The sequence below is a fragment of the Comamonas halotolerans genome, assembly GCF_030162935.1.
Lineage (GTDB): Bacteria > Pseudomonadota > Gammaproteobacteria > Burkholderiales > Burkholderiaceae_C > Comamonas > Comamonas halotolerans.
On sequence record NZ_JASAUZ010000034.1, the window covers coordinates 45,493 to 64,589 of the forward strand.

Below are 19,097 nucleotides of genomic sequence, written 5' to 3' on the forward strand. Positions count from 1 at the left end.
TTGAACTGAATACGGAGAAACAAGATGGCTGCAATTACCGCAAGCATGGTGGCTGAACTGCGCGCTAAGACTGATGCGCCCATGATGGAATGCAAGAAGGCTCTGACTGAGGCTGATGGCGACATGGCCAAGGCTGAAGAGCTGCTGCGTGTGAAGCTCGGTACCAAGGCTGGCAAGGCTGCATCGCGTGTGACCGCTGAAGGCGTGGTGACTTCCTTCATTGATGGCAACGTAGGTGCCCTGATCGAAGTGAACAGCGAAACAGACTTCGTCTCCAAGAACGACAGCTTCCTGGCAATGGCCGCTGCTGCCGCTCAGTTGGTTGCCAAGCACAACCCAGCAGACGTAGAGGCACTGGGTGCCGTGGCATACGAGCAGGATGGTTTTGGTCCCACCCTGGAAGACGTGCGCAAGGGCCTGATCGGAAAGATCGGTGAAAACATGTCTTTCCGCCGCTTCAAGCGCTTTGAAGGCAACCTGGCAACTTACGTGCACGGCTCGCGCATCGGTGTGATCGTTGAGTTCGATGGTGATGCTGCTGCTGCCAAGGATGTCGCGATGCACGTGGCTGCCATGAAGCCTGTGGCTCTGACTTCTGCTGATGTTCCTGCTGAACTGATCGCCAAGGAGCGTTCCGTTGCTGAAGGCAAGGCTGCCGAATCCGGCAAGCCTGCTGAAATCGTCGCCAAGATGGTAGAAGGTTCTGTTCAGAAGTATCTGAAGGAAGTTTCCTTGGCTGACCAAGTGTTTGTGAAGGCTGCTGATGGCAAGCAAACCGTGGCTGCCATGCTCAAGGCTGCCAATACCACCGTAAAGGGCTTTACCCTGTACGTTGTGGGTGAAGGCATTGAGAAGAAGGCAGACGACTTCGCTGCTGAAGTGGCTGCCCAAATGGCTGCTGCCAAGGGCGCTTAATCACCGCCTGGCCTTGCTGCTCTCGACCGATTCCCAATCCATAACCACGCACAATACCGGAGTTACCCATGACACAAGTTCAACCAGCCCACAAGCGCATTTTGCTTAAGCTGTCTGGCGAGGCGCTCATGGGGGATGATCAGTTCGGCATCAACCGCGCCACCATTGAGCGCATGGTGTCAGAGATCGTTGAAGTCGCTAAGGTTGGCGTGGAAGTTGCCGTGGTGATCGGCGGGGGCAATATTTTCCGTGGTGTGGCAGGTGGATCGGCCGGTATGGATCGCGCTACCGCCGATTACATGGGAATGCTGGCAACCGTCATGAATGCGCTGGCTTTGGCAGATGCCATGGACAAGCAAGGTCTGACGGCGCGCGTCATGTCTGCCATCGGTATCGAGCAGGTGGTGGAGCCCTACGTACGTCCCAAAGCGCTGCAGTACCTTGAAGAAGGTAAGGTAGTGGTGTTTGCCGCTGGTACGGGTAACCCTTTCTTCACCACTGATACAGCTGCAGCGTTGCGTGGTGCAGAAATTGGTGCGGAAGTGGTTTTGAAGGCCACCAAGGTGGATGGCGTATACACTGCTGACCCAGTGAAGGACCCCACGGCTACCCGTTACACCAAGCTGGCTTTTGATGAAGCGATTGGTCGTAATCTGGGCATCATGGATGCTACGGCTTTTGCTTTGTGCCGTGACCAGAAGTTGCCGATTCGCGTTTTCTCCATCGTCAAGCCTGGCGCATTGCTGCGTGTGGTAATGGGTGAGGACGAGGGTACACTGGTACACGCTTGATTAATTTAAAGCGACCTGAGGCCTTCCTTGTGTAAGCATGGAAGGCCGTTTGCTTTCAGAGGTAAGAAATATGACGATTGCTGAAATCAAGAAAACCGCCGAAACCAAGATGGGACAGTCCATCGAGGCATTGAAGAACAATCTGTCCCGTGTGCGTACGGGGCGTCCCAGCCCTCAGTTGCTGGATGTGATTCAGGTGGAGTATTACGGCTCCATGGTTCCGCTGTCACAAGTGGCAAACGTGTCGCTGCTGGATGCGCGTACCCTGAGTGTGCAGCCATGGGAAAAGAACATGGCCTCCAAAGTGGAAAAAGCGATTCGTGAAAGCGATCTGGGCTTGAACCCTGCTTCCATGGGTGAACTGATTCGCGTGCCCATGCCTCCAATGAGCGAAGAGCGTCGCCGGGAAATGACCAAGCTGGCGCGCAACGAGGGCGAGGCTTCCAAGGTGGCTGTGCGCAATCTGCGCCGTGATGCCAACGAAGCAGTCAAGCGTCTGGTGAAAGACAAGGAAGCATCGGAAGACGATCAAAAGCGTTCGGAAGCCGAAGTGCAAAAGCTGACTGACAAGCACATTGCAGAAATTGATGCTCTGGTCGCGGCCAAAGAGCAGGAAATCATGGCTGTTTAAAGCGCTGGTGCTAGCGGGGAATAGAGTTGACCCAATCCATTGTTATTCCCCGCCACATTGCCATCGTTATGGATGGCAATGGGCGTTGGGCAAAAAAGCGTTTTTTGCCACGTTTGGCGGGCCACAAGCAAGGCGTTGAAGCCTTGCGCAATTGTGTGCGCCATTGCATTGCGCGTGGAGTGCGGGTATTGACAGTTTTTGCCTTTTCGTCTGAAAACTGGAATCGCCCGGAAGAAGAAGTTTCAGGCTTGATGAGCCTGCTGGCAGGTGCGCTGGGACGCGAGGTTCCCAGTCTGCACAAAGAGGGCGTGCAACTGCATTTTGTGGGCGAGCGCGATAGGTTGTCCGAAAAAGTCAAGGCAGGATTCGTGCAGGCAGAGAGCTTGACGGCATGCAATGAGCGTCTGGTGTTGAATGTCTGTTTCAACTATGGTGGCCGCAGCGATATCGTGCAAGCTGCTGCGCGTTTGGCGCAGCAGGGGCAGATGATCACGGAGCACACACTGAATGCAGCCATGGGCATGGCGCATGTGCCGGATCCGGACTTGTTGATTCGTACGGGTGGTGAATTCCGGATAAGTAATTTCTTGCTCTGGCAGGCGGCATACTCGGAGTTGTATTTCAGCCCCGCGCTATGGCCAGACTTTGGTGCCTCGGAGCTGGATGCTGCCATTGCCGACTACGCTCGCCGAGAGCGTCGTTTCGGCCAAACATCTGAACAAATCTCGCAGTTGCCGACTTCGCAGGTGACTGTTTAACAAGGGAGAGACTCCCATGCTATTGCAGCGTGTCATCACGGCTTTGGTGTTGCTGGCCATTTTGTTGCCAGCAATGTTTGCGTCAAACCCAATTGCTTTCAACGTCATTGTCGTGGTCATGCTTGTCGCAGGAGCCTGGGAGTGGGCCCGCTTGAACGGGCTGCGAGCCGCTGGTGCCGTGGTTACTGGTGCGATCATGTTGGTGATATGCCTGCTGACCTGGCAGTTGGGCTGGTTGTCCAAGTCCTACACCACTTTGTGGGTGGTGGCCGGAGGCGCATGGGTACTTGCGAGTGCCTTGTTGATCAAGGCTGGTGTGTCGGCATGGAGTCGCATTCCTTTGGCGCTGCGCTGGGTCGTCGGTTTACTGGCTTTGTGGGTTGCCGGTTTGGCCATGGTGCAGGCACGTCAAATTGGCATCAATTTCTTACTCTCGGTCCTAACCCTGGTATGGGTGGCAGACATCTTTGCGTATTTCTCTGGTCGTGCTTTGGGTTTGCGGTTCACCAAGCAAAAGCTGGCACCATCGATCAGTCCCGGTAAGAGCTGGGAAGGAGCCTGGGGCGGCGCTCTGGGTGTGGTACTGATGGCTTTTGTCTGGGTCTGGATGGATGTGGCTCAGCGTGCGGAGATTGCGAGTTTTTATTCACGTCTTTACGAGCAGGGTGCTTGGCTGTTGTTGGTCGCGGCCTTGTTCATGGCGGCTATGAGTGTGGTTGGGGACTTGGTGGAGTCTTTGATCAAGCGCAGTGCGGGATTTAAAGACAGCAGCCAGCTTTTGCCAGGTCACGGTGGTGTGCTGGATCGTATTGATGCCTTGCTGCCTACATTGCCTCTGGCCATGATGCTGACTTCTTTGGTGCAGTGATGAAACAACGTTTGACGGTGTTGGGCTCGACGGGCTCAATTGGAACAAGTACTTTGGATGTCGTGCGTCGACATCCTGATGACTATGAAATTTTTGCACTGAGTGCAGCGACCCAAGTTGAACTGATGTTGGCGCAGTGTGCTGAGTTCAAGCCGCGCTATGTAGTCATGGTCGGTGCAGTCCATGCGCAGCAGTTGGCTGATAAATTGAAGTCCAACGGTATCGCTACGCAAGTGCTGACTGAGTCGGATGCGCTGGAGCAGATTGCCGCACACCCGGATGTTGATGCCGTGATGGGGGCCATTGTGGGTGCAGCGGGTCTGTCGCCCTGTTTGGCCGCTGCCAAGGCTGGCAAGCGCTTGCTGCTGGCCAACAAAGAAGCATTGGTGGTGGGTGGTGCGCTGTTCATGGAAACAGTCCATGCCAATCAGTGCACACTGCTGCCAATTGATAGCGAGCACTCTGCCATCTTCCAATGTCTGCCAGAAGATCGCAGCACCTGGAAGTCACGTATCGACAGCTTGCTTTTGACTGCATCAGGTGGCCCTTTTCGCCAACGAGATCCCGCTACGCTGGCTGAAATCACGCCGGCACAGGCTTGCAAGCACCCGAATTTTTCGATGGGGCGCAAAATTTCGGTGGACTCTGCCACCATGATGAACAAAGCGCTGGAAGTGATTGAGGCGCGTTGGTTGTTTGATGTAGAGCCTGATCAGATCAAGGTTGTCATCCATCCACAGCAAATCGTGCACTCCATGGTGCAGTTCAAGGATGCATCCATACTGGCGCAACTGGGTACACCAGATATGCGCGTGCCGATCGCATGTGGGCTAGCATGGCCGCAGCGTATTGAAAGTGGCGTTGAGCGCCTGGATTTTTCAACGCTTGCCGCATTGACATTTGAAGAAGCAGATGCCCGGCGTTTCCCGGGTTTGCATCTGTCTTGGCAGGCATTGAAAGCCCCGGAAGGCACGACCGCTGTGCTCAATGCCGCCAATGAGGTGGCTGTTGCGGCCTTTCTGTCAAACCAGCTGAGATTTGACCGCATTCATGCTCTGAATCTGGCAACGCTGGAAAAATTGCAACCAGCACGTCCCCATTGCCTGGAGGATTTATTGGCTTTGAACGATGAGGCACGAAGCGTTGCGTCAGGAATGCTGTCAAAGCTTGCCGCTTAATATGGCGCATTCAACCGCAGAGGTGTTGATTTCATGCTGACATTGCTTGCGTTCATCATTGCGCTGGGCTTGTTGATAGCCATTCATGAGTACGGACATTACCGTGCTGCTGTCGCGTGCGGTGTCAAGGTTCTGCGGTTTTCGATTGGAATTGGCAAGCCGCTGATCAAATGGCGAGGACGAAACACCGAGACCGAGTTCGTTTTGGCTGCACTGCCATTGGGTGGTTATGTGCGCATGCTGGACGAGCGTGAGGCGGCTGTCCCTGAAGCTGAGTTGCACCGCTCCTTTAATCGTCAGCCTTTGCGCAAGAGGGCTGCAATTGTGGCCGCTGGGCCGCTGGCCAACTTGCTGCTGGCCATTGCGCTTTACAGCGTGGTGAACTGGGTAGGGATGGAGCAACCTAAGGCTGTGCTGTCGGCTCCCCAGTCCGGAACGTTGGCTGAGCAAGCGGGTTTGCAAGGTGGTGAGGCTGTCCAGTCCGTGCAGATCGGGCAAAACGAAGCTGTGCCCGTGGAGTCTTTTGAAGATCTGCGTTGGCAGCTCACGCAGGCAGCACTACATGGACAAGACATATCACTGTCTTGGTTCAACACCGAAAGTGCCAAGCAAGGTCAGAGTCTGATTGCTACTTCCACGCTGTCTGGTGGCAATCTGGATCAGGCCGCATTAAAGCGCATTGGTATTGATGTACCTTGGACGCCTGCAGTGCTTGGAGAAATTTCCAAGGACATGCCTGCAGAGGCGGCTGGCTTGCTGTCGGGGGATGTGGTGCGCAGCGTCAATGGTCATGCCATCAAGGATGGGGCCCAGCTCAGGGCGCTGATCAAACTGGCAGGAGCAGACAGAGATTGGCAGACACAGGTGTGGGGTATTGAGCGAAACAAACAATCGCTAACCATTTCAGTGGTTCCGCAGCTGGAGAGCACGCCTGAGGGACAGATTGGCCGCATCGGAGCGTACGTGGGTGGTGACCCCGAGATGGTTCTTGTGCAAAAAGGCTTGTTCGACGGGGTGCTGTCAGGGGTGATCAAGACCTGGGAAATCTCAGTTTTAAGCGTGCAAATGATGGCAAAAATGCTCATTGGGCAGGCTTCTCTAGAGAATTTGAGTGGTCCTTTAACCATAGCGGATTACGCTGGCAAGTCTGCAAGCCTGGGGCTGACCCAATACGTATTGTTTTTGGCGCTCATCAGCGTTAGTCTCGGCGTCCTGAATCTGTTGCCGCTTCCTGTATTGGATGGCGGGCACCTGATGTATTATCTTTGGGAAGGTGTCACAGGGCATCCCGTCAGCGACGTTTGGATGGAACGTTTTCAGCGGGTCGGCATTGGCCTTTTGCTAATGATGATGTCCATCGCTTTATTCAACGATATCAGCCGCCTTTGGGGCTAATCAACTTTGTCACTTTGCCGAACTTTGAAGTTGGCGCCTGCATCACAAATGAAACTCTCGAAAAATAGTTTTGGCGTTCGTACGGTTACTGCCGTCGCGGCCTTGCTTTGCGCAGCCCAGGCCGCGTGGGCTTTGGAACCATTTAAGGTTCAAGATATCCGTGTGGAAGGCCTGCAGCGCGTTGAGGCTGGAACGGTCTTCGCATCCATGCCTTTGCGGGTCGGGGATGATTACAACGACGACAAGGGGGCTGCCGCGATTCGCTCCTTGTTTGCACTTGGACTGTTCAAGGACGTCCGGCTGGAAGCAAATGGCAACGTGCTGGTGGTGGTGGTGGAAGAGCGCCCAACCATTGCCGGTGTTGAATTTGTCGGGACCAAAGAATTCGACAAAGAGGCTTTGCAGAAAGCCATGCGTGACGTTGGCCTGGCTGAAGGTCGCCCTTTCGACAAGGCACTTGCTGACCGTGCGGAGCAAGAGCTCAAGCGCCAGTACATCAATCGCAGTCTGTACGGCGCTGAAGTGGTGACCACGGTGACACCTATTGAGCGCAACCGTGTCAACTTGACCTTCTCGGTGACCGAGGGTGATGCAGCCAAGATCAACGACATTCGTATTGTTGGTAACAAGGCATTTAGCGAGTCGACGCTCAAAAAGCAGTTTGACCAAGATACAGGTGGTTGGCTGAGCTGGTACACCAAGTCTGACCGCTATGCGCGCAGCAAGCTGAATGCTGACTTGGAAACCCTGCGCTCCTACTATTTGCAGCGCGGTTACCTGGACTTCCGTATCGACTCCACACAGGTTGCCATTTCTCCGGACAAGCAAAAGATTTCGCTGGTGGTGAACATCCATGAAGGCGAAAAGTTTGTGGTCTCGGGTGTTGAGCTTGAAGGCAACTACCTGGAACGTGACGACGAGTTCAAGTCGCTGGTGAAAATTCGCCCAGGCCAGGCCTACAACGCAGATCAGGTAACGGAGACAACCAAGGCCTTTTCGGATCACTTTAGTAACTTTGGCTTTGCGTTTGCGCGGGTAGAAGCTGTACCGGAAATTGATCGCGAGAACAATCGCGTGTCTTTTGTCTTGCGTGCGGAGCCTTCGCGTCGTGCCTATGTGCGTCGTATTCTGGTGACAGGCAATGACCGCACGCGCGATGAAGTGATTCGTCGTGAATTCCGCCAGTTCGAGTCTTCCTGGTATGACGGAGACAAGATCAAGCTGTCGCGCGACCGCGTGGATCGTTTGGGCTACTTCACCGAGGTGGATGTTGATACGCAAGAGATCCCAGGCTCTCCTGACCAGGTGGATCTGGTGGTTAATGTGAAAGAAAAACCCACCGGCGCAGTGACCTTGGGTGCAGGTTTTTCGAGCGCTGAAAAAGTCTCTCTGAGCTTCGGTATCAAGCAGGAAAATGCGTTTGGCTCGGGAAATTACCTGGGCCTGGACGTCAATACCAGCAAATACAACCGTACCCTGGTTGTCAGCACGACGGATCCTTATTTCACACAAGACGGTATCTCTCGCACCATCGATGCGTACTACCGTACATCTCGCCCATATTCAGGGGACGTCTATGTAGGCGATGATCTCGTGGATGCGGAAGACCTGTACAAAATCGTTTCCAAGGGGGCGTCGATCCGCTTTGGGGTGCCTTTTAGTGAAATTGATACGGTGTACTTTGGCGTAGGTGTTGAGCAGACGTCGATTGATGAAGGCGTATACATGCCGATTCAGTATGCGCCTTTTGCAGATAAAAGCACAACGGCAATACCGTTGACCATTGGTTGGGGACGGGACTCCCGCGACAGCGCTCTGGCGCCTAACTCGGGACGTTATCAGCGCTTTAATGCGGAGTGGTCGCCCGGTGGAGACCTCAACTACGTCAAGGCCAATTACCAGTTCCAGCAATATCTGCCTGTCACCAAGGCTGTCACCTTTGCGATGAATGCGGAGCTGGGTTGGGGTAAGGGTCTGGGGGGCAAGAGCTACCCCATCTTCAAGAATTTCTATGCCGGTGGTCTGGGCTCTGTTCGAGGTTTCGAGCAGGGTAGCCTGGGCCCACGGGCGAACCAATACATTGGCGTGGATGGCGCCATTGAGAACTATGGCTCGGGTAGCTACTCATACTTGGGTGGTGCCAAAAAAGCCGTAATGAACTTTGAATTGATCGCTCCATTCCCTGGCGCGGGCAATGATAAGACCTTGCGATGGTTCACCTTTGTTGATGTTGGCGGCATCTACGGCGAAAATGATCCTTTCAAGGCTGATGAGTTGCGTGCATCTGCAGGTATTGGCTTGAGCTGGATTTCTCCGTTAGGGCCATTGCGTCTTGCATGGGCTACCCCGATTCGTAAGAAAGAGGGTGATGAGCTTCAAAAGCTTCAATTTCAAATCGGAACGTCTTTCTAATGAAAAAAATGTATCGCACACTGGCACTGTCCGCCTTGCTGGGTAGCATGGCTCTGACAACTTATGCCCAAGAATTCAAGGCTGGCTTTGTCAATACGGATCGTATTTTCCGTGAGGCAAATTCTGCGAAGGCTGCGCAAACCAAGTTGGAACAAGAGTTTTCCAAGCGTGAGCGCGACTTGGTGGCCGCAGGAAAAAATCTGAAGTCTGCTTCGGAAGCTTTTGAGCGCGACGCTCCCACTCTGTCGGAGAGCCAGCGCATTTCCAAGCAGCGAGATCTGGTTGATCAAGACCGTGACTTCCAGCGTAAAAACCGCGAATTTCAGGAAGACCTGAATGCGCGCAAAAACGAAGAGTTGGCGCGTGTACTGGAGCAAGCCAACCGTGTTGTTCAGCAAGTGGCCGAGTCTGAAAAGTACGACGTTATCTTGCAAGAAGCGGTATATGTAAACCCAAAGCATGACATCACTGACAAGGTGATCAAGGCTTTGAACAACGCATCGAAGTAAACCGACAAGGACATCATGTGATTGTTCAACTTGGACAAATCCTTGATGCCTTGGGTGGGGAACTAGTCGGGGGAGCGAGAGAACAGGAAATTTCTCGCATTTCCCCGCTGGAGACGGCAGATGCTGGATCCATCAGTTTCCTGAGCAATCCAAGGTATGTTGCCCAGATGGCCGCCTCCAAGGCGGCCTGTGTCATTGTTGCGCCTGGAATGCGAGAGGCTGCTGCAGAGCGCGGTGCTTGCATTGTTGTTGCAAATCCCTATGTTTATTTTGCCAAGCTAACCCAGTTTTGGCGCGCAAAAAGACAAGGGGGAAAGCCTGTTGGTATTCATCCCAGCGCTGTAGTCGATGCCTCTGCAGAGATCGCAGAAAGTGCTTATATCGGCCCTCAATGCGTGGTTGGTGCCGGCGTAAAGATTGGTGCTGGTACGGTGCTGAGCTCGCGCATTACGGTTGCCGATGATTGTGAGATTGGTGAGCGCTGCTTGCTGCACCCTGGTGTCGTGATTGGCGCTGATGGCTTCGGCTTTGCGAACGAAGCTGGGGCGTGGGTGAAAATCGAGCAACTGGGCCGAGTTTGTGTGGGTAATGATGTGGAGATAGGTGCTAACACCTGTATTGACAGGGGGGCACTGGATGACACCATCATCGAAGATGGTGTGAAGCTCGATAATCTCGTTCAAATCGCACACAATGTGCATATCGGTGCGCACACGGTCATTGCAGGAAATGCAGGAGTGGCCGGTAGTGCACGACTGGGTCGCAATTGTTCAATCGGTGGTGCGGCTAATATCCTGGGGCATCTGACGATTGCAGATGGAACCAGTATTTCACCGACTTCAATGGTGACGCGCTCGATTCATCAGCCTGGTTTGTACACTGGCATCTTTCCGCTGCAGACAAATGAGCAGTGGGAGAAAAATGCTGCATCATTCAAACAATTGCACGCGCTACGAGAGCGCATTAAAAAGCTGGAGAAAGCGTTAGCGGCGCAGAACAGCAATAACGGAATTTGATAATGGATATTCACGCAATTCTCAAGCAGCTTCCACACCGTTACCCCTTCTTGTTGGTGGACCGAGTGATTGAGCTTGAGAGCAATCAGCGCATTCGTGCGGTTAAAAACGTTACGTTCAATGAGCCATTTTTTCAGGGGCACTTCCCGGGGCGTCCGGTCATGCCGGGTGTGTTGATGCTGGAGGCTTTGGCGCAAGCAGCTGGTCTACTGGCTTTTGACGCCATGGGACAAGTGCCTGATGAAAACAATATCTACTATTTCGTCGGTATTGACTCTGCGCGTTTTAAGCGCCCTGTTGAACCGGGAGATCAGCTGATCTTGGAAGCTTCGATCGACCGCGTGCGCGGTGGCATCTGGAAGTTCAAAGGTGTTGCGCGTGTGGGTGATGAGGTGGCTTGCGAAGCCGAGCTCATGTGCACCATGCGCTATGTGGGTCCTGAGAAGCAGGCTTGATGAGCGCAAACATTCATCCAACCGCCATCATTCACGAGGGTGCCAAGGTGCACCCTTCCGTGTCTGTGGGGGCCTACAGCATCATCGGTGAGCATGTCGCCGTGGGTGCAGGCACTCGCATTGGCCCGCATTGCGTGATTGAAGGGCGCACCACTATCGGTGCAGATAACCACATATTCCAGTTTGCTTCTTTGGGCGCCCAGCCCCAGGACAAAAAATATGCGGGGGAGCCTACGCAGCTGGTGATTGGTGATCGCAATACCATTCGAGAGTTCTGTACCTTTAATACGGGTACCAGCCAAGACGAAGGGGTGACGCGTGTAGGCAGTGACAACTGGATCATGGCTTACGTGCATATTGCGCACGACTGCGTGGTTGGTAACAACACCATTTTGGCCAACAATGCCACTTTGGCTGGTCACGTGCACCTGGGCGACTGGGTGATTCTTGGTGGACTGACCGGTGTGCACCAGTTTGTGAAAATTGGAGCGCATGCCATGGCGGGATTTGCCAGCCGTGTGGCCCAAGACGTCCCTCCCTTCATGATGATTGAGGGTAATCCTCTGGCAGTGCGTGGCTTCAACATTGAAGGTCTGCGACGCCGGGGCTTCTCGCCCGAGCGCTTGCGAGCCGTCAAGCAAATGCACAAATTGCTTTATCGCCAGGGCATGACGCTGGAAGCAGCGCAACAGGCTATTGGTGAGTTGCGGGCAGAAATTCCAGAGGCAGCGCAAGATATTGTCATGATGCAGTCGTTCCTGGCTGCTTCAACCAGAGGTATTGCACGCTAAGGCCATGTCTTCACTAGAGATTCCGCAACCACGCGTTGCCATGGTGGCCGGCGAGACGTCAGGAGACTTGCTCGCCGGTTTGCTTTTGGATGGTCTGCAACGCCAATGGCCGCAAGTGCCCAGCTATGGCATTGGCGGCACGCACATGCAGCAGCGCGGATTTGAGGCTTTATGGCCCAGCGAGCGTCTGGCAGTACATGGCTACAGCTTTGAAGTCTTGATGCGCTTGTGGGACATTTTGTCGATCCGCAAACAGTTGCGTGCCAAGCTTTTGCAAGAGCGTCCGGATGTGTTTGTGGGTATTGATGCGCCAGATTTCAATTTGGGATTGGAGCGCGATCTTCGCGCGGCGGGTATCAAGACTGTGCACTTCGTCTGCCCTTCCATCTGGGCATGGCGTGCGGAGCGCGTGCACAAGATTCGCGCAGCAGCTGACCATGTGTTGTGCCTTTTTCCATTCGAGCCTGCGCTTTTGGCGCAACATGATATTCCTGCCACATTTGTGGGGCATCCTCTGGCGCAAGTGATACCGATGGAGCCTGACCGGGCTGCTGCGCGTGAGCGTCTGCGCTTGGTGCAAACACAGCCCGTGCTTGCGCTATTGCCTGGTAGCCGCAGAGCTGAGGTGCAATATATTGCCAGGCCATTCATGCAAGCTGCTGCATTGCTTAAACAGGCGCAGCCCAATCTGCAAGTTGTCTTGCCTGCAGTCCCTGCATTGCACGACAGGCTGGTGGCGCTGTCACATGAGTTGGGTGTAGCAGGGTGGCTGAAAATTGTGCGAGGTCAATCGCATGATGTGCTGGCCGCGTGTGATTGCACCTTGATTGCCAGTGGCACAGCTACGCTAGAGGCGGCTTTGTTCAAGCGCCCCATGGTGATTTCTTACAACATGCATCCTTGGAGCTTCAAGCTCATGCAGCGTAAGCAATTGCAGCCTTGGGTGGGGTTGCCGAATATTTTGTGTGGCGATTTTGTGGTTCCAGAGTTGCTACAAGAGCAAGCCACGCCGCGTGCATTGGCTGATGCTGTTGCGCAATGGCTGGATGACAGTTCGCATGCACGTGCCAAAGTCCGGACCGTAGAAGAACGCTTTAGTGCTTTGCACCATGCATTGCATAAAGACACCACAACCTTGTCAGCCCATGCCATCCAAAAAGTCATCGCTTCCTGAGCAAAGCTGCCTGCAATGGCATGCCCCGGGTTTGATAGCGGGTGTAGATGAAGCAGGCAGAGGCCCGCTGGCTGGTCCTGTGGTGGCTGCCGCTGTGATTCTGGATGATTTGAATCCGATTGAAGGCCTGGCAGATTCCAAAAAACTCACGGCCAATCGCCGTGAAAAGCTGTTTGATGAAATCCGTGCCAAGGCTTTGTGCTTCTCCATTGCAGAGGCTTCGGTAGAAGAGATTGATCGCCTCAATATCTTGCAGGCCACCATGTTGGCGATGCAAAGAGCGGTCAATGGACTGCGTCTGAAACCTGCTTTGGTGCAGGTCGATGGCAACCGCATTCCTTTACTGGATGTGCACGCAGAAGCCATTGTCAAAGGCGATGCCAAAGTGCAGGCCATTTCCGCTGCGTCCATTTTGGCCAAGGTGCACCGAGACCGCTGGTGTGAGGCGTTTGACCGTGCTTATCCCGAATATGGTTTTGCAGCACACAAAGGCTATGGCACGGCAGCGCATTTGCAAGCACTCAACAGCCTGGGTGCTACGCCGGAGCATCGCCGCAGCTTTGCACCAGTCACTCACGTTATTCATAGATTTGCAGTGGTTCAAGCTGCAGTCACAACTGTATGAACATTACAGAAATCAGCTCGCGCGATAACGCGTTTGTCAAAGAATTGCGTCGCTTGTCCCGCGAAAGCGGTATGTACCGCAAACTGGGCTATTCGTGGCTGGAAGGCGATCACCTGTGCCGTGCGGCACTCACGCGCGGTCTCAAGCCCAAGGTGGCTGTGTTTGCCAAATCTTTCTGGTCGCAAGTGCCTTCCGAATGGGCGACGGCAGCGGCTAAAGTCGTCGTTCTGGACGATGCACTGTTTGCCGATATTAGTGGTTTGGAGTCGCCTGCCCGCATGGGGTATGTGATGCCATGGGCTGCGGATGTACAAGTGCTGGCTGGTGTCGCCACGATTGTCTTGGATCGTGTGCAAGATGCGGGCAATGTGGGTTCGATTTTGCGCTCAGCTTCCGCATTTGGTTTTCAGCAAATCGTGGCCCTCAAGGGGACTGCAGCCTTGTGGAGCCAGAAAGTGCTGCGCGCAGGAATGGGGGCGCATTTTGCGCTTCATCTCGTGGAGGGGGTGGAGCCTGCAGTCCTGCAGCAGTTGCAGGTGCCGCTGCTGGTCACGAGTTCACATCGCGGTGATCTGATTCATGCAACGACGTTGCCTTGGCCGTGCGCCTGGGCGATGGGGCATGAAGGGCAGGGCGTGGGAGAAGCCGTGGAGGCTTTGGCTGCGCAATATGTGCGTATTGCGCAGCCGGGCGGGGAAGAGTCCCTGAACGTGGCTGCTGCCGCAGCGATTTGCTTGCATGCCAGTGCAGTAAGTGCTCTGAAGTGATGAAGCCCCAAACTGGGGATTAATAAACGGCTGCAAGCAAGGTGGATATAATGAGAGGCTTTTCAGCATTATTTCCTTACGCCTAGCGACGCTTTCCTCGCCATCCACATTGCAGACAAGCAACTTGCTCTTGACGCTAGGTCAGGGGCTCGCGCTGGGCGTAACCGTACTTAAAACCGGAGAACCCAGTGCTTTTGTCTCTTAAGGGAAGCTTCCCATCCGCCATTCTGGCGCTCGCAGACGGCACGGTCTTTATTGGCAATTCCATTGGTGCACAAGGCACCACGGTAGGTGAAGTGGTGTTCAACACCGCCATCACGGGCTATCAAGAAATCCTGACGGATCCCAGCTATTGCCAGCAGATCGTTACGCTCACATATCCCCACATCGGTAACTATGGTGTGAACGCAGAGGATGTGGAAGCAGACAAAGTCCATGCCGCAGGTTTGATCATCAAGAACCTGCCATTGCTCGCCAGCAACTTCCGCATGGGCGAGAATTTGTCGCAATATTTGGTTCGCAACAACACCGTTGCCATTGCCAACGTTGACACCCGAAAGCTGACCCGACTGTTGCGTGACAAGGGGGCGCAAAACGGCGCCATCGTAGGTTTGGCCGCAGGCGAAGCGGTCACTCAGATCAAGATCGACGAAGCACTGGCCGCAGCCAAGGCCGCTCCAGCCATGAAGGGTCTCGATCTGGCCAAGGAAGTGACCACTGCAACCGCTTACGAATGGGATCAAACCGAATGGAAGCTGGGTGAAGGCTACGGCAAGCTTGAAAACCCCAGGTTTCACGTGGTGGCCTATGACTTTGGCGTCAAGAGCAACATCCTGCGCATGCTGGCCGAGCGTGGTTGCAAGTTGACTGTGGTGCCGGCTGAAACGCCCGCCAAGGATGTGCTGGCCCTGAATCCTGATGGTGTGTTCCTGTCCAACGGCCCCGGCGACCCGGCGCCTTGTGACTACGCCATTGCTGCGGCGCAGGAAATCATGGCGGCCAAGAAGCCTTTGTTCGGAATTTGCCTGGGGCACCAGATCATGGCCTTGGCCTCGGGCGCCAAAACTTTCAAGATGCAAAACAGCCACCACGGTGCCAATCACCCGGTCAAGGACTTGGATACTGGCCGCGTCAGCATCACCAGCCAGAACCACGGCTTCGCGGTCGAGCTGGAAACCTTGCCAGCCAATCTGCGCGCCACCCATGTGAGCCTGTTTGACGGCACGCTGCAAGGCCTGGAGCGTACCGATGTGCCTGCCTTCTGCTTCCAGGGCCACCCCGAAGCGTCGCCCGGACCTCATGACATTGCCTATTTGTTCGACCGCTTTACCGCGTTGATGGAGAACCACAAAAATGCCTAAGCGTTCCGACCTTAAAAGCATCCTGATTATTGGCGCTGGCCCTATTGTGATTGGTCAGGCCTGCGAGTTTGACTACTCCGGCGTGCAAGCCTGCAAGGCATTGCGCGAAGAAGGCTACAAGGTCATTCTGATCAACAGCAACCCAGCGACGATCATGACCGATCCCGCCACAGCGGATGTCACCTACATCGAACCCATCACCTGGCAGACGGTCGAGAAGATCATCGCCAAGGAGCGTCCTGACGCCATCCTGCCCACCATGGGTGGACAGACTGCGCTGAACTGCGCGCTGGACTTGTGGAAGCACGGCGTGCTGGACAAGTACAAGGTGGAGCTGATCGGTGCCAAGCCTGAAGCCATCGACAAGGCCGAAGACCGCCTGAAATTCAAGGACGCCATGACCAAGATTGGTCTGGGTTCTGCACGCTCGGGTATTGCACACAGCATGGACGAAGCCTGGGAAGTGCAAAAGCGCGTGGGCTTCCCCACGGTGATTCGCCCCAGCTTCACGCTTGGCGGTACTGGTGGCGGCATTGCCTACAACTCGGAAGAGTTCGAAACGATTTGCAAGCGCGGTCTGGAAGCATCGCCGACCAACGAGTTGCTGATCGAAGAGTCGCTGCTGGGCTGGAAAGAGTACGAGATGGAAGTGGTGCGCGACACCGCGGACAACTGCATCATCGTGTGCTCCATCGAAAACCTGGACCCCATGGGTGTGCACACGGGTGACTCCATCACCGTGGCGCCTGCCCAGACGCTGACTGACAAGGAATACCAGATCATGCGCAACGCCTCGCTGGCGGTGCTGCGTGAGATTGGTGTGGATACGGGCGGCTCCAACGTGCAGTTCTCGGTGAACCCCAAGGACGGTCGCATGATCGTCATTGAGATGAATCCCCGTGTGTCGCGCTCTTCGGCGCTGGCTTCCAAGGCAACCGGTTTCCCGATTGCCAAGATTGCAGCCAAGCTGGCAGTCGGTTTCACGCTGGATGAGCTGAAGAACGAAATCACCGGCGGTGCCACACCTGCCTCGTTCGAGCCCACTATCGACTATGTGGTCACCAAGATCCCACGTTTTGCGTTCGAGAAATTCCCGGCTGCCGACAACCGACTGACCACGCAGATGAAGTCCGTCGGTGAAGTGATGGCCATTGGCCGTACTTTCCAGGAATCCTTCCAGAAGGCATTGCGCGGTCTGGAAGTGGGCGTGGACGGAATGAACGAAAAGACCCAGGACCGCGAAATCCTGGAAAAGGAACTGGGTGAACCTGGTCCCGACCGTATCTGGTATGTGGGCGATGCGTTTGCGGCTGGCTGGTCGCTGGACGAGGTGCACAACATCACCAAGATCGACAAGTGGTTCCTGGTGCAGATCGAAGAGATCGTGAAGATCGAACTTGAGTTGGACCAGTTGTTTGCCGCCAAGGGGGAAGGCGCGCTGGCATCGCTGGATGCCGAAACCCTGCGCACTCTGAAGCAAAAGGGCTTCTCGGACCGCCGTTTGGCCAAGCTGCTGCACACCACCGACAAGGCTGTGCGTGAAGCGCGCAAGGCGCTGAATGTGCGCCCTGTGTTCAAGCGCGTGGACACCTGTGCGGCAGAATTTGCCTCCAACACTGCCTACATGTATTCGACCTACGACGAAGAGTGCGAAGCCGCGCCTTCCGACAAGAAGAAGATCATGGTGCTGGGCGGTGGCCCCAACCGCATCGGTCAGGGCATCGAGTTCGACTATTGCTGCGTGCATGCCGCCATGGCCATGCGCGAAGATGGCTACGAAACCATCATGGTCAACTGCAACCCCGAGACCGTGTCGACTGACTACGACACCTCGGACCGTTTGTATTTCGAGCCACTGACGCTGGAAGATGTGCTGGAAATTGTGGATGTGGAGCAGCCCGATGGCGTGATCGTGCAGTATGGCGGCCAAACTCCGCTGAAGCTGGCGCTGGGTCTGGAGCGTGAAGGCGTGAAGATCATTGGTACCACGCCTGACATGATCGATGCGGCAGAAGACCGTGAGCGCTTCCAGAAGCTGCTCAACGATCTGGGTCTGCGTCAGCCCCCCAACGCAACAGCACGCACTGAAACCGAAGCTCTGGAAAAGGCTGCTGGCCTGGGGTACCCCCTGGTGGTGCGTCCTTCCTACGTGCTGGGTGGCCGTGCGATGGAAATTGTGCACGAGCAGCGTGATCTGGAGCGCTATATGCGCGAAGCCGTGAAGGTGTCCAACGATTCGCCCGTTTTGCTGGACCACTTCCTGTCCAACGCCATCGAGTGCGACGTGGACTGTGTCCGCGACAAGACCGGGGCTGTGTACATTGGTGGCGTGATGGAGCACATCGAGCAAGCAGGCGTCCACTCGGGCGACTCCGCATGTTCGCTGCCGCCTTACTACCTGAAGGCAGACACCGTCGCTGAAATCAAGCGCCAGACTGCGGCCATGGCTCAGGGCCTGAATGTGGTCGGCCTGATGAACGTGCAGTTTGCCATCAAGGAGGAAGACGGCCAGGACATTATCTATGTGCTGGAAGTGAACCCCCGTGCTTCGCGTACCGTGCCGTTCGTCTCCAAGGCTACGGGCGTGCAACTGGCCAAGGTGGCCGCACGCTGCATGGCGGGTGAAACGCTGGACGAGCAAGGCGTCACCAAGGAAATCACGCCGCCATATTTCAGCGTCAAGGAGGCCGTGTTCCCGTTCGTGAAGTTCCCTGGTGTGGACACCATCCTCGGCCCAGAGATGAAGTCCACCGGTGAAGTCATGGGCGTGGGCAAGACCTTTGGTGAAGCCTTCGTGAAGAGCCAAATGGGTGCCGGCGTGCATCTGCCTGAGCAGGGCAAGGTGTTCCTGTCTGTGAAAAACAATGACAAGGCACGTGCCGTGGCTGTGGCCAAGGAATTGGTGGGCATGGGCTACGAGCTGTGCGCTACCCGTGGCACTGCGGCCTCGCTGGAAGAAGCAGGTATTGCGGTGCAGGCCGTGAACAAGGTGGCAGAAGGCCGCCCACACATTGTGGACATGATCAAGAATGGCGAAATCGCCATGGTCATCAACACCGTGGAAGAGCGTCGCAATGCCATTGCCGATTCGCGCCAAATCCGTACCAGTGCGTTGCTGGCGCGTGTGACCACCTTCACAACCATCTTCGGCGCGGAAGCAGCCGTGGAAGGCATGAAGGCCATGCGTGGCAACCTCGACGTGCATTCCGTGCAAGAGCTGCACGCGATGTTGACGCACTAAGTCACATTCGTCGGGTTTTACTGAGGGGTGACTGGCCGTAAACACGGCATAATTCACTCCTGAACCTAGGAACACCGCCGCGCGGCTCACTGCGCGGCGGTTTGCTTTTGGGGTGTCCCAAACCAGCCACGTCGTGTGGCGCTCTGGACATGCCCTTGTGGCGCGACTGTGCAGGTTTGCACGTGTACGCCCAGCCGTATGTGGAGAAAC

The 19,097-nt window shown here is 55.2% G+C and carries 17 protein-coding genes; all 17 read left to right on the forward strand.

Annotation, left to right across the window (positions count from 1 at the left end; translation table 11 throughout):
* The first annotated feature begins 24 nt into the window (after positions 1-24).
* The gene (gene tsf / locus QEP11_RS13095) at positions 25-915 is read left to right on the forward strand and encodes a translation elongation factor Ts (protein WP_284337096.1); all 891 of its coding nucleotides are present in this window, start codon (positions 25-27) and stop codon (positions 913-915) included.
* 68 nt (positions 916-983) lie between these two features.
* Positions 984-1,706, forward strand: a complete 723-nt coding sequence (pyrH, locus tag QEP11_RS13100; RefSeq protein ID WP_284337097.1) for a UMP kinase — start codon at positions 984-986, stop codon at positions 1,704-1,706.
* 70 nt (positions 1,707-1,776) lie between these two features.
* The gene (gene frr / locus QEP11_RS13105; protein WP_284337098.1) at positions 1,777-2,337 is read left to right on the forward strand and encodes a ribosome recycling factor; all 561 of its coding nucleotides are present in this window, start codon (positions 1,777-1,779) and stop codon (positions 2,335-2,337) included.
* 20 nt (positions 2,338-2,357) lie between these two features.
* Entirely contained in the window at positions 2,358-3,095 is a 738-nt protein-coding gene (uppS, locus tag QEP11_RS13110; protein WP_413788738.1) for a polyprenyl diphosphate synthase, read from the forward strand.
* Positions 3,096-3,111: 16 nt separating this feature from the next.
* Positions 3,112-3,963, forward strand: a complete 852-nt coding sequence (locus QEP11_RS13115) for a phosphatidate cytidylyltransferase (protein ID WP_284337100.1) — start codon at positions 3,112-3,114, stop codon at positions 3,961-3,963.
* Positions 3,963-5,141, forward strand: a complete 1,179-nt coding sequence (ispC, locus tag QEP11_RS13120; protein ID WP_284337101.1) for a 1-deoxy-D-xylulose-5-phosphate reductoisomerase — start codon at positions 3,963-3,965, stop codon at positions 5,139-5,141. The genes QEP11_RS13115 and ispC overlap by 1 nt, the downstream gene beginning before the upstream one ends.
* A 33-nt stretch (positions 5,142-5,174) precedes the next feature.
* Entirely contained in the window at positions 5,175-6,536 is a 1,362-nt protein-coding gene (gene rseP, locus QEP11_RS13125) for an RIP metalloprotease RseP (RefSeq protein WP_284337103.1), read from the forward strand.
* Positions 6,537-6,584: 48 nt separating this feature from the next.
* On the forward strand, positions 6,585-8,948 hold the full coding sequence (bamA, locus tag QEP11_RS13130) for an outer membrane protein assembly factor BamA (protein ID WP_284337104.1): 2,364 nt from the start codon (positions 6,585-6,587) through the stop codon (positions 8,946-8,948).
* A complete protein-coding gene (locus QEP11_RS13135; RefSeq protein ID WP_284337105.1) occupies positions 8,948-9,457 on the forward strand; it encodes an OmpH/Skp family outer membrane protein in 510 nt (169 codons plus the stop codon). Before bamA ends, QEP11_RS13135 begins: the two co-directional genes overlap by 1 nt.
* A gap of 17 nt (positions 9,458-9,474) precedes the next feature.
* A complete protein-coding gene (lpxD, locus tag QEP11_RS13140; RefSeq protein ID WP_284337106.1) occupies positions 9,475-10,473 on the forward strand; it encodes a UDP-3-O-(3-hydroxymyristoyl)glucosamine N-acyltransferase in 999 nt (332 codons plus the stop codon).
* On the forward strand, positions 10,473-10,928 hold the full coding sequence (gene fabZ, locus QEP11_RS13145) for a 3-hydroxyacyl-ACP dehydratase FabZ (RefSeq protein ID WP_284337305.1): 456 nt from the start codon (positions 10,473-10,475) through the stop codon (positions 10,926-10,928). Before lpxD ends, fabZ begins: the two co-directional genes overlap by 1 nt.
* Positions 10,928-11,719, forward strand: a complete 792-nt coding sequence (gene lpxA / locus QEP11_RS13150; RefSeq protein WP_284337107.1) for an acyl-ACP--UDP-N-acetylglucosamine O-acyltransferase — start codon at positions 10,928-10,930, stop codon at positions 11,717-11,719. Before fabZ ends, lpxA begins: the two co-directional genes overlap by 1 nt.
* Before the next feature lie 4 nt (positions 11,720-11,723).
* The gene (gene lpxB / locus QEP11_RS13155) at positions 11,724-12,893 is read left to right on the forward strand and encodes a lipid-A-disaccharide synthase (RefSeq protein WP_284337108.1); all 1,170 of its coding nucleotides are present in this window, start codon (positions 11,724-11,726) and stop codon (positions 12,891-12,893) included.
* Entirely contained in the window at positions 12,865-13,518 is a 654-nt protein-coding gene (rnhB, locus tag QEP11_RS13160) for a ribonuclease HII (protein WP_284337109.1), read from the forward strand. Before lpxB ends, rnhB begins: the two co-directional genes overlap by 29 nt.
* Complete coding sequence (locus tag QEP11_RS13165; protein ID WP_284337110.1) at positions 13,515-14,285, forward strand: TrmH family RNA methyltransferase; 771 nt, start codon at positions 13,515-13,517, stop codon at positions 14,283-14,285. The genes rnhB and QEP11_RS13165 overlap by 4 nt, the downstream gene beginning before the upstream one ends.
* Positions 14,286-14,473: 188 nt before the next feature.
* On the forward strand, positions 14,474-15,646 hold the full coding sequence (gene carA, locus QEP11_RS13170; protein ID WP_284337111.1) for a glutamine-hydrolyzing carbamoyl-phosphate synthase small subunit: 1,173 nt from the start codon (positions 14,474-14,476) through the stop codon (positions 15,644-15,646).
* The gene (gene carB, locus QEP11_RS13175; protein WP_284337112.1) at positions 15,639-18,887 is read left to right on the forward strand and encodes a carbamoyl-phosphate synthase large subunit; all 3,249 of its coding nucleotides are present in this window, start codon (positions 15,639-15,641) and stop codon (positions 18,885-18,887) included. The genes carA and carB overlap by 8 nt, the downstream gene beginning before the upstream one ends.
* Positions 18,888-19,097: the final 210 nt, after the last annotated feature.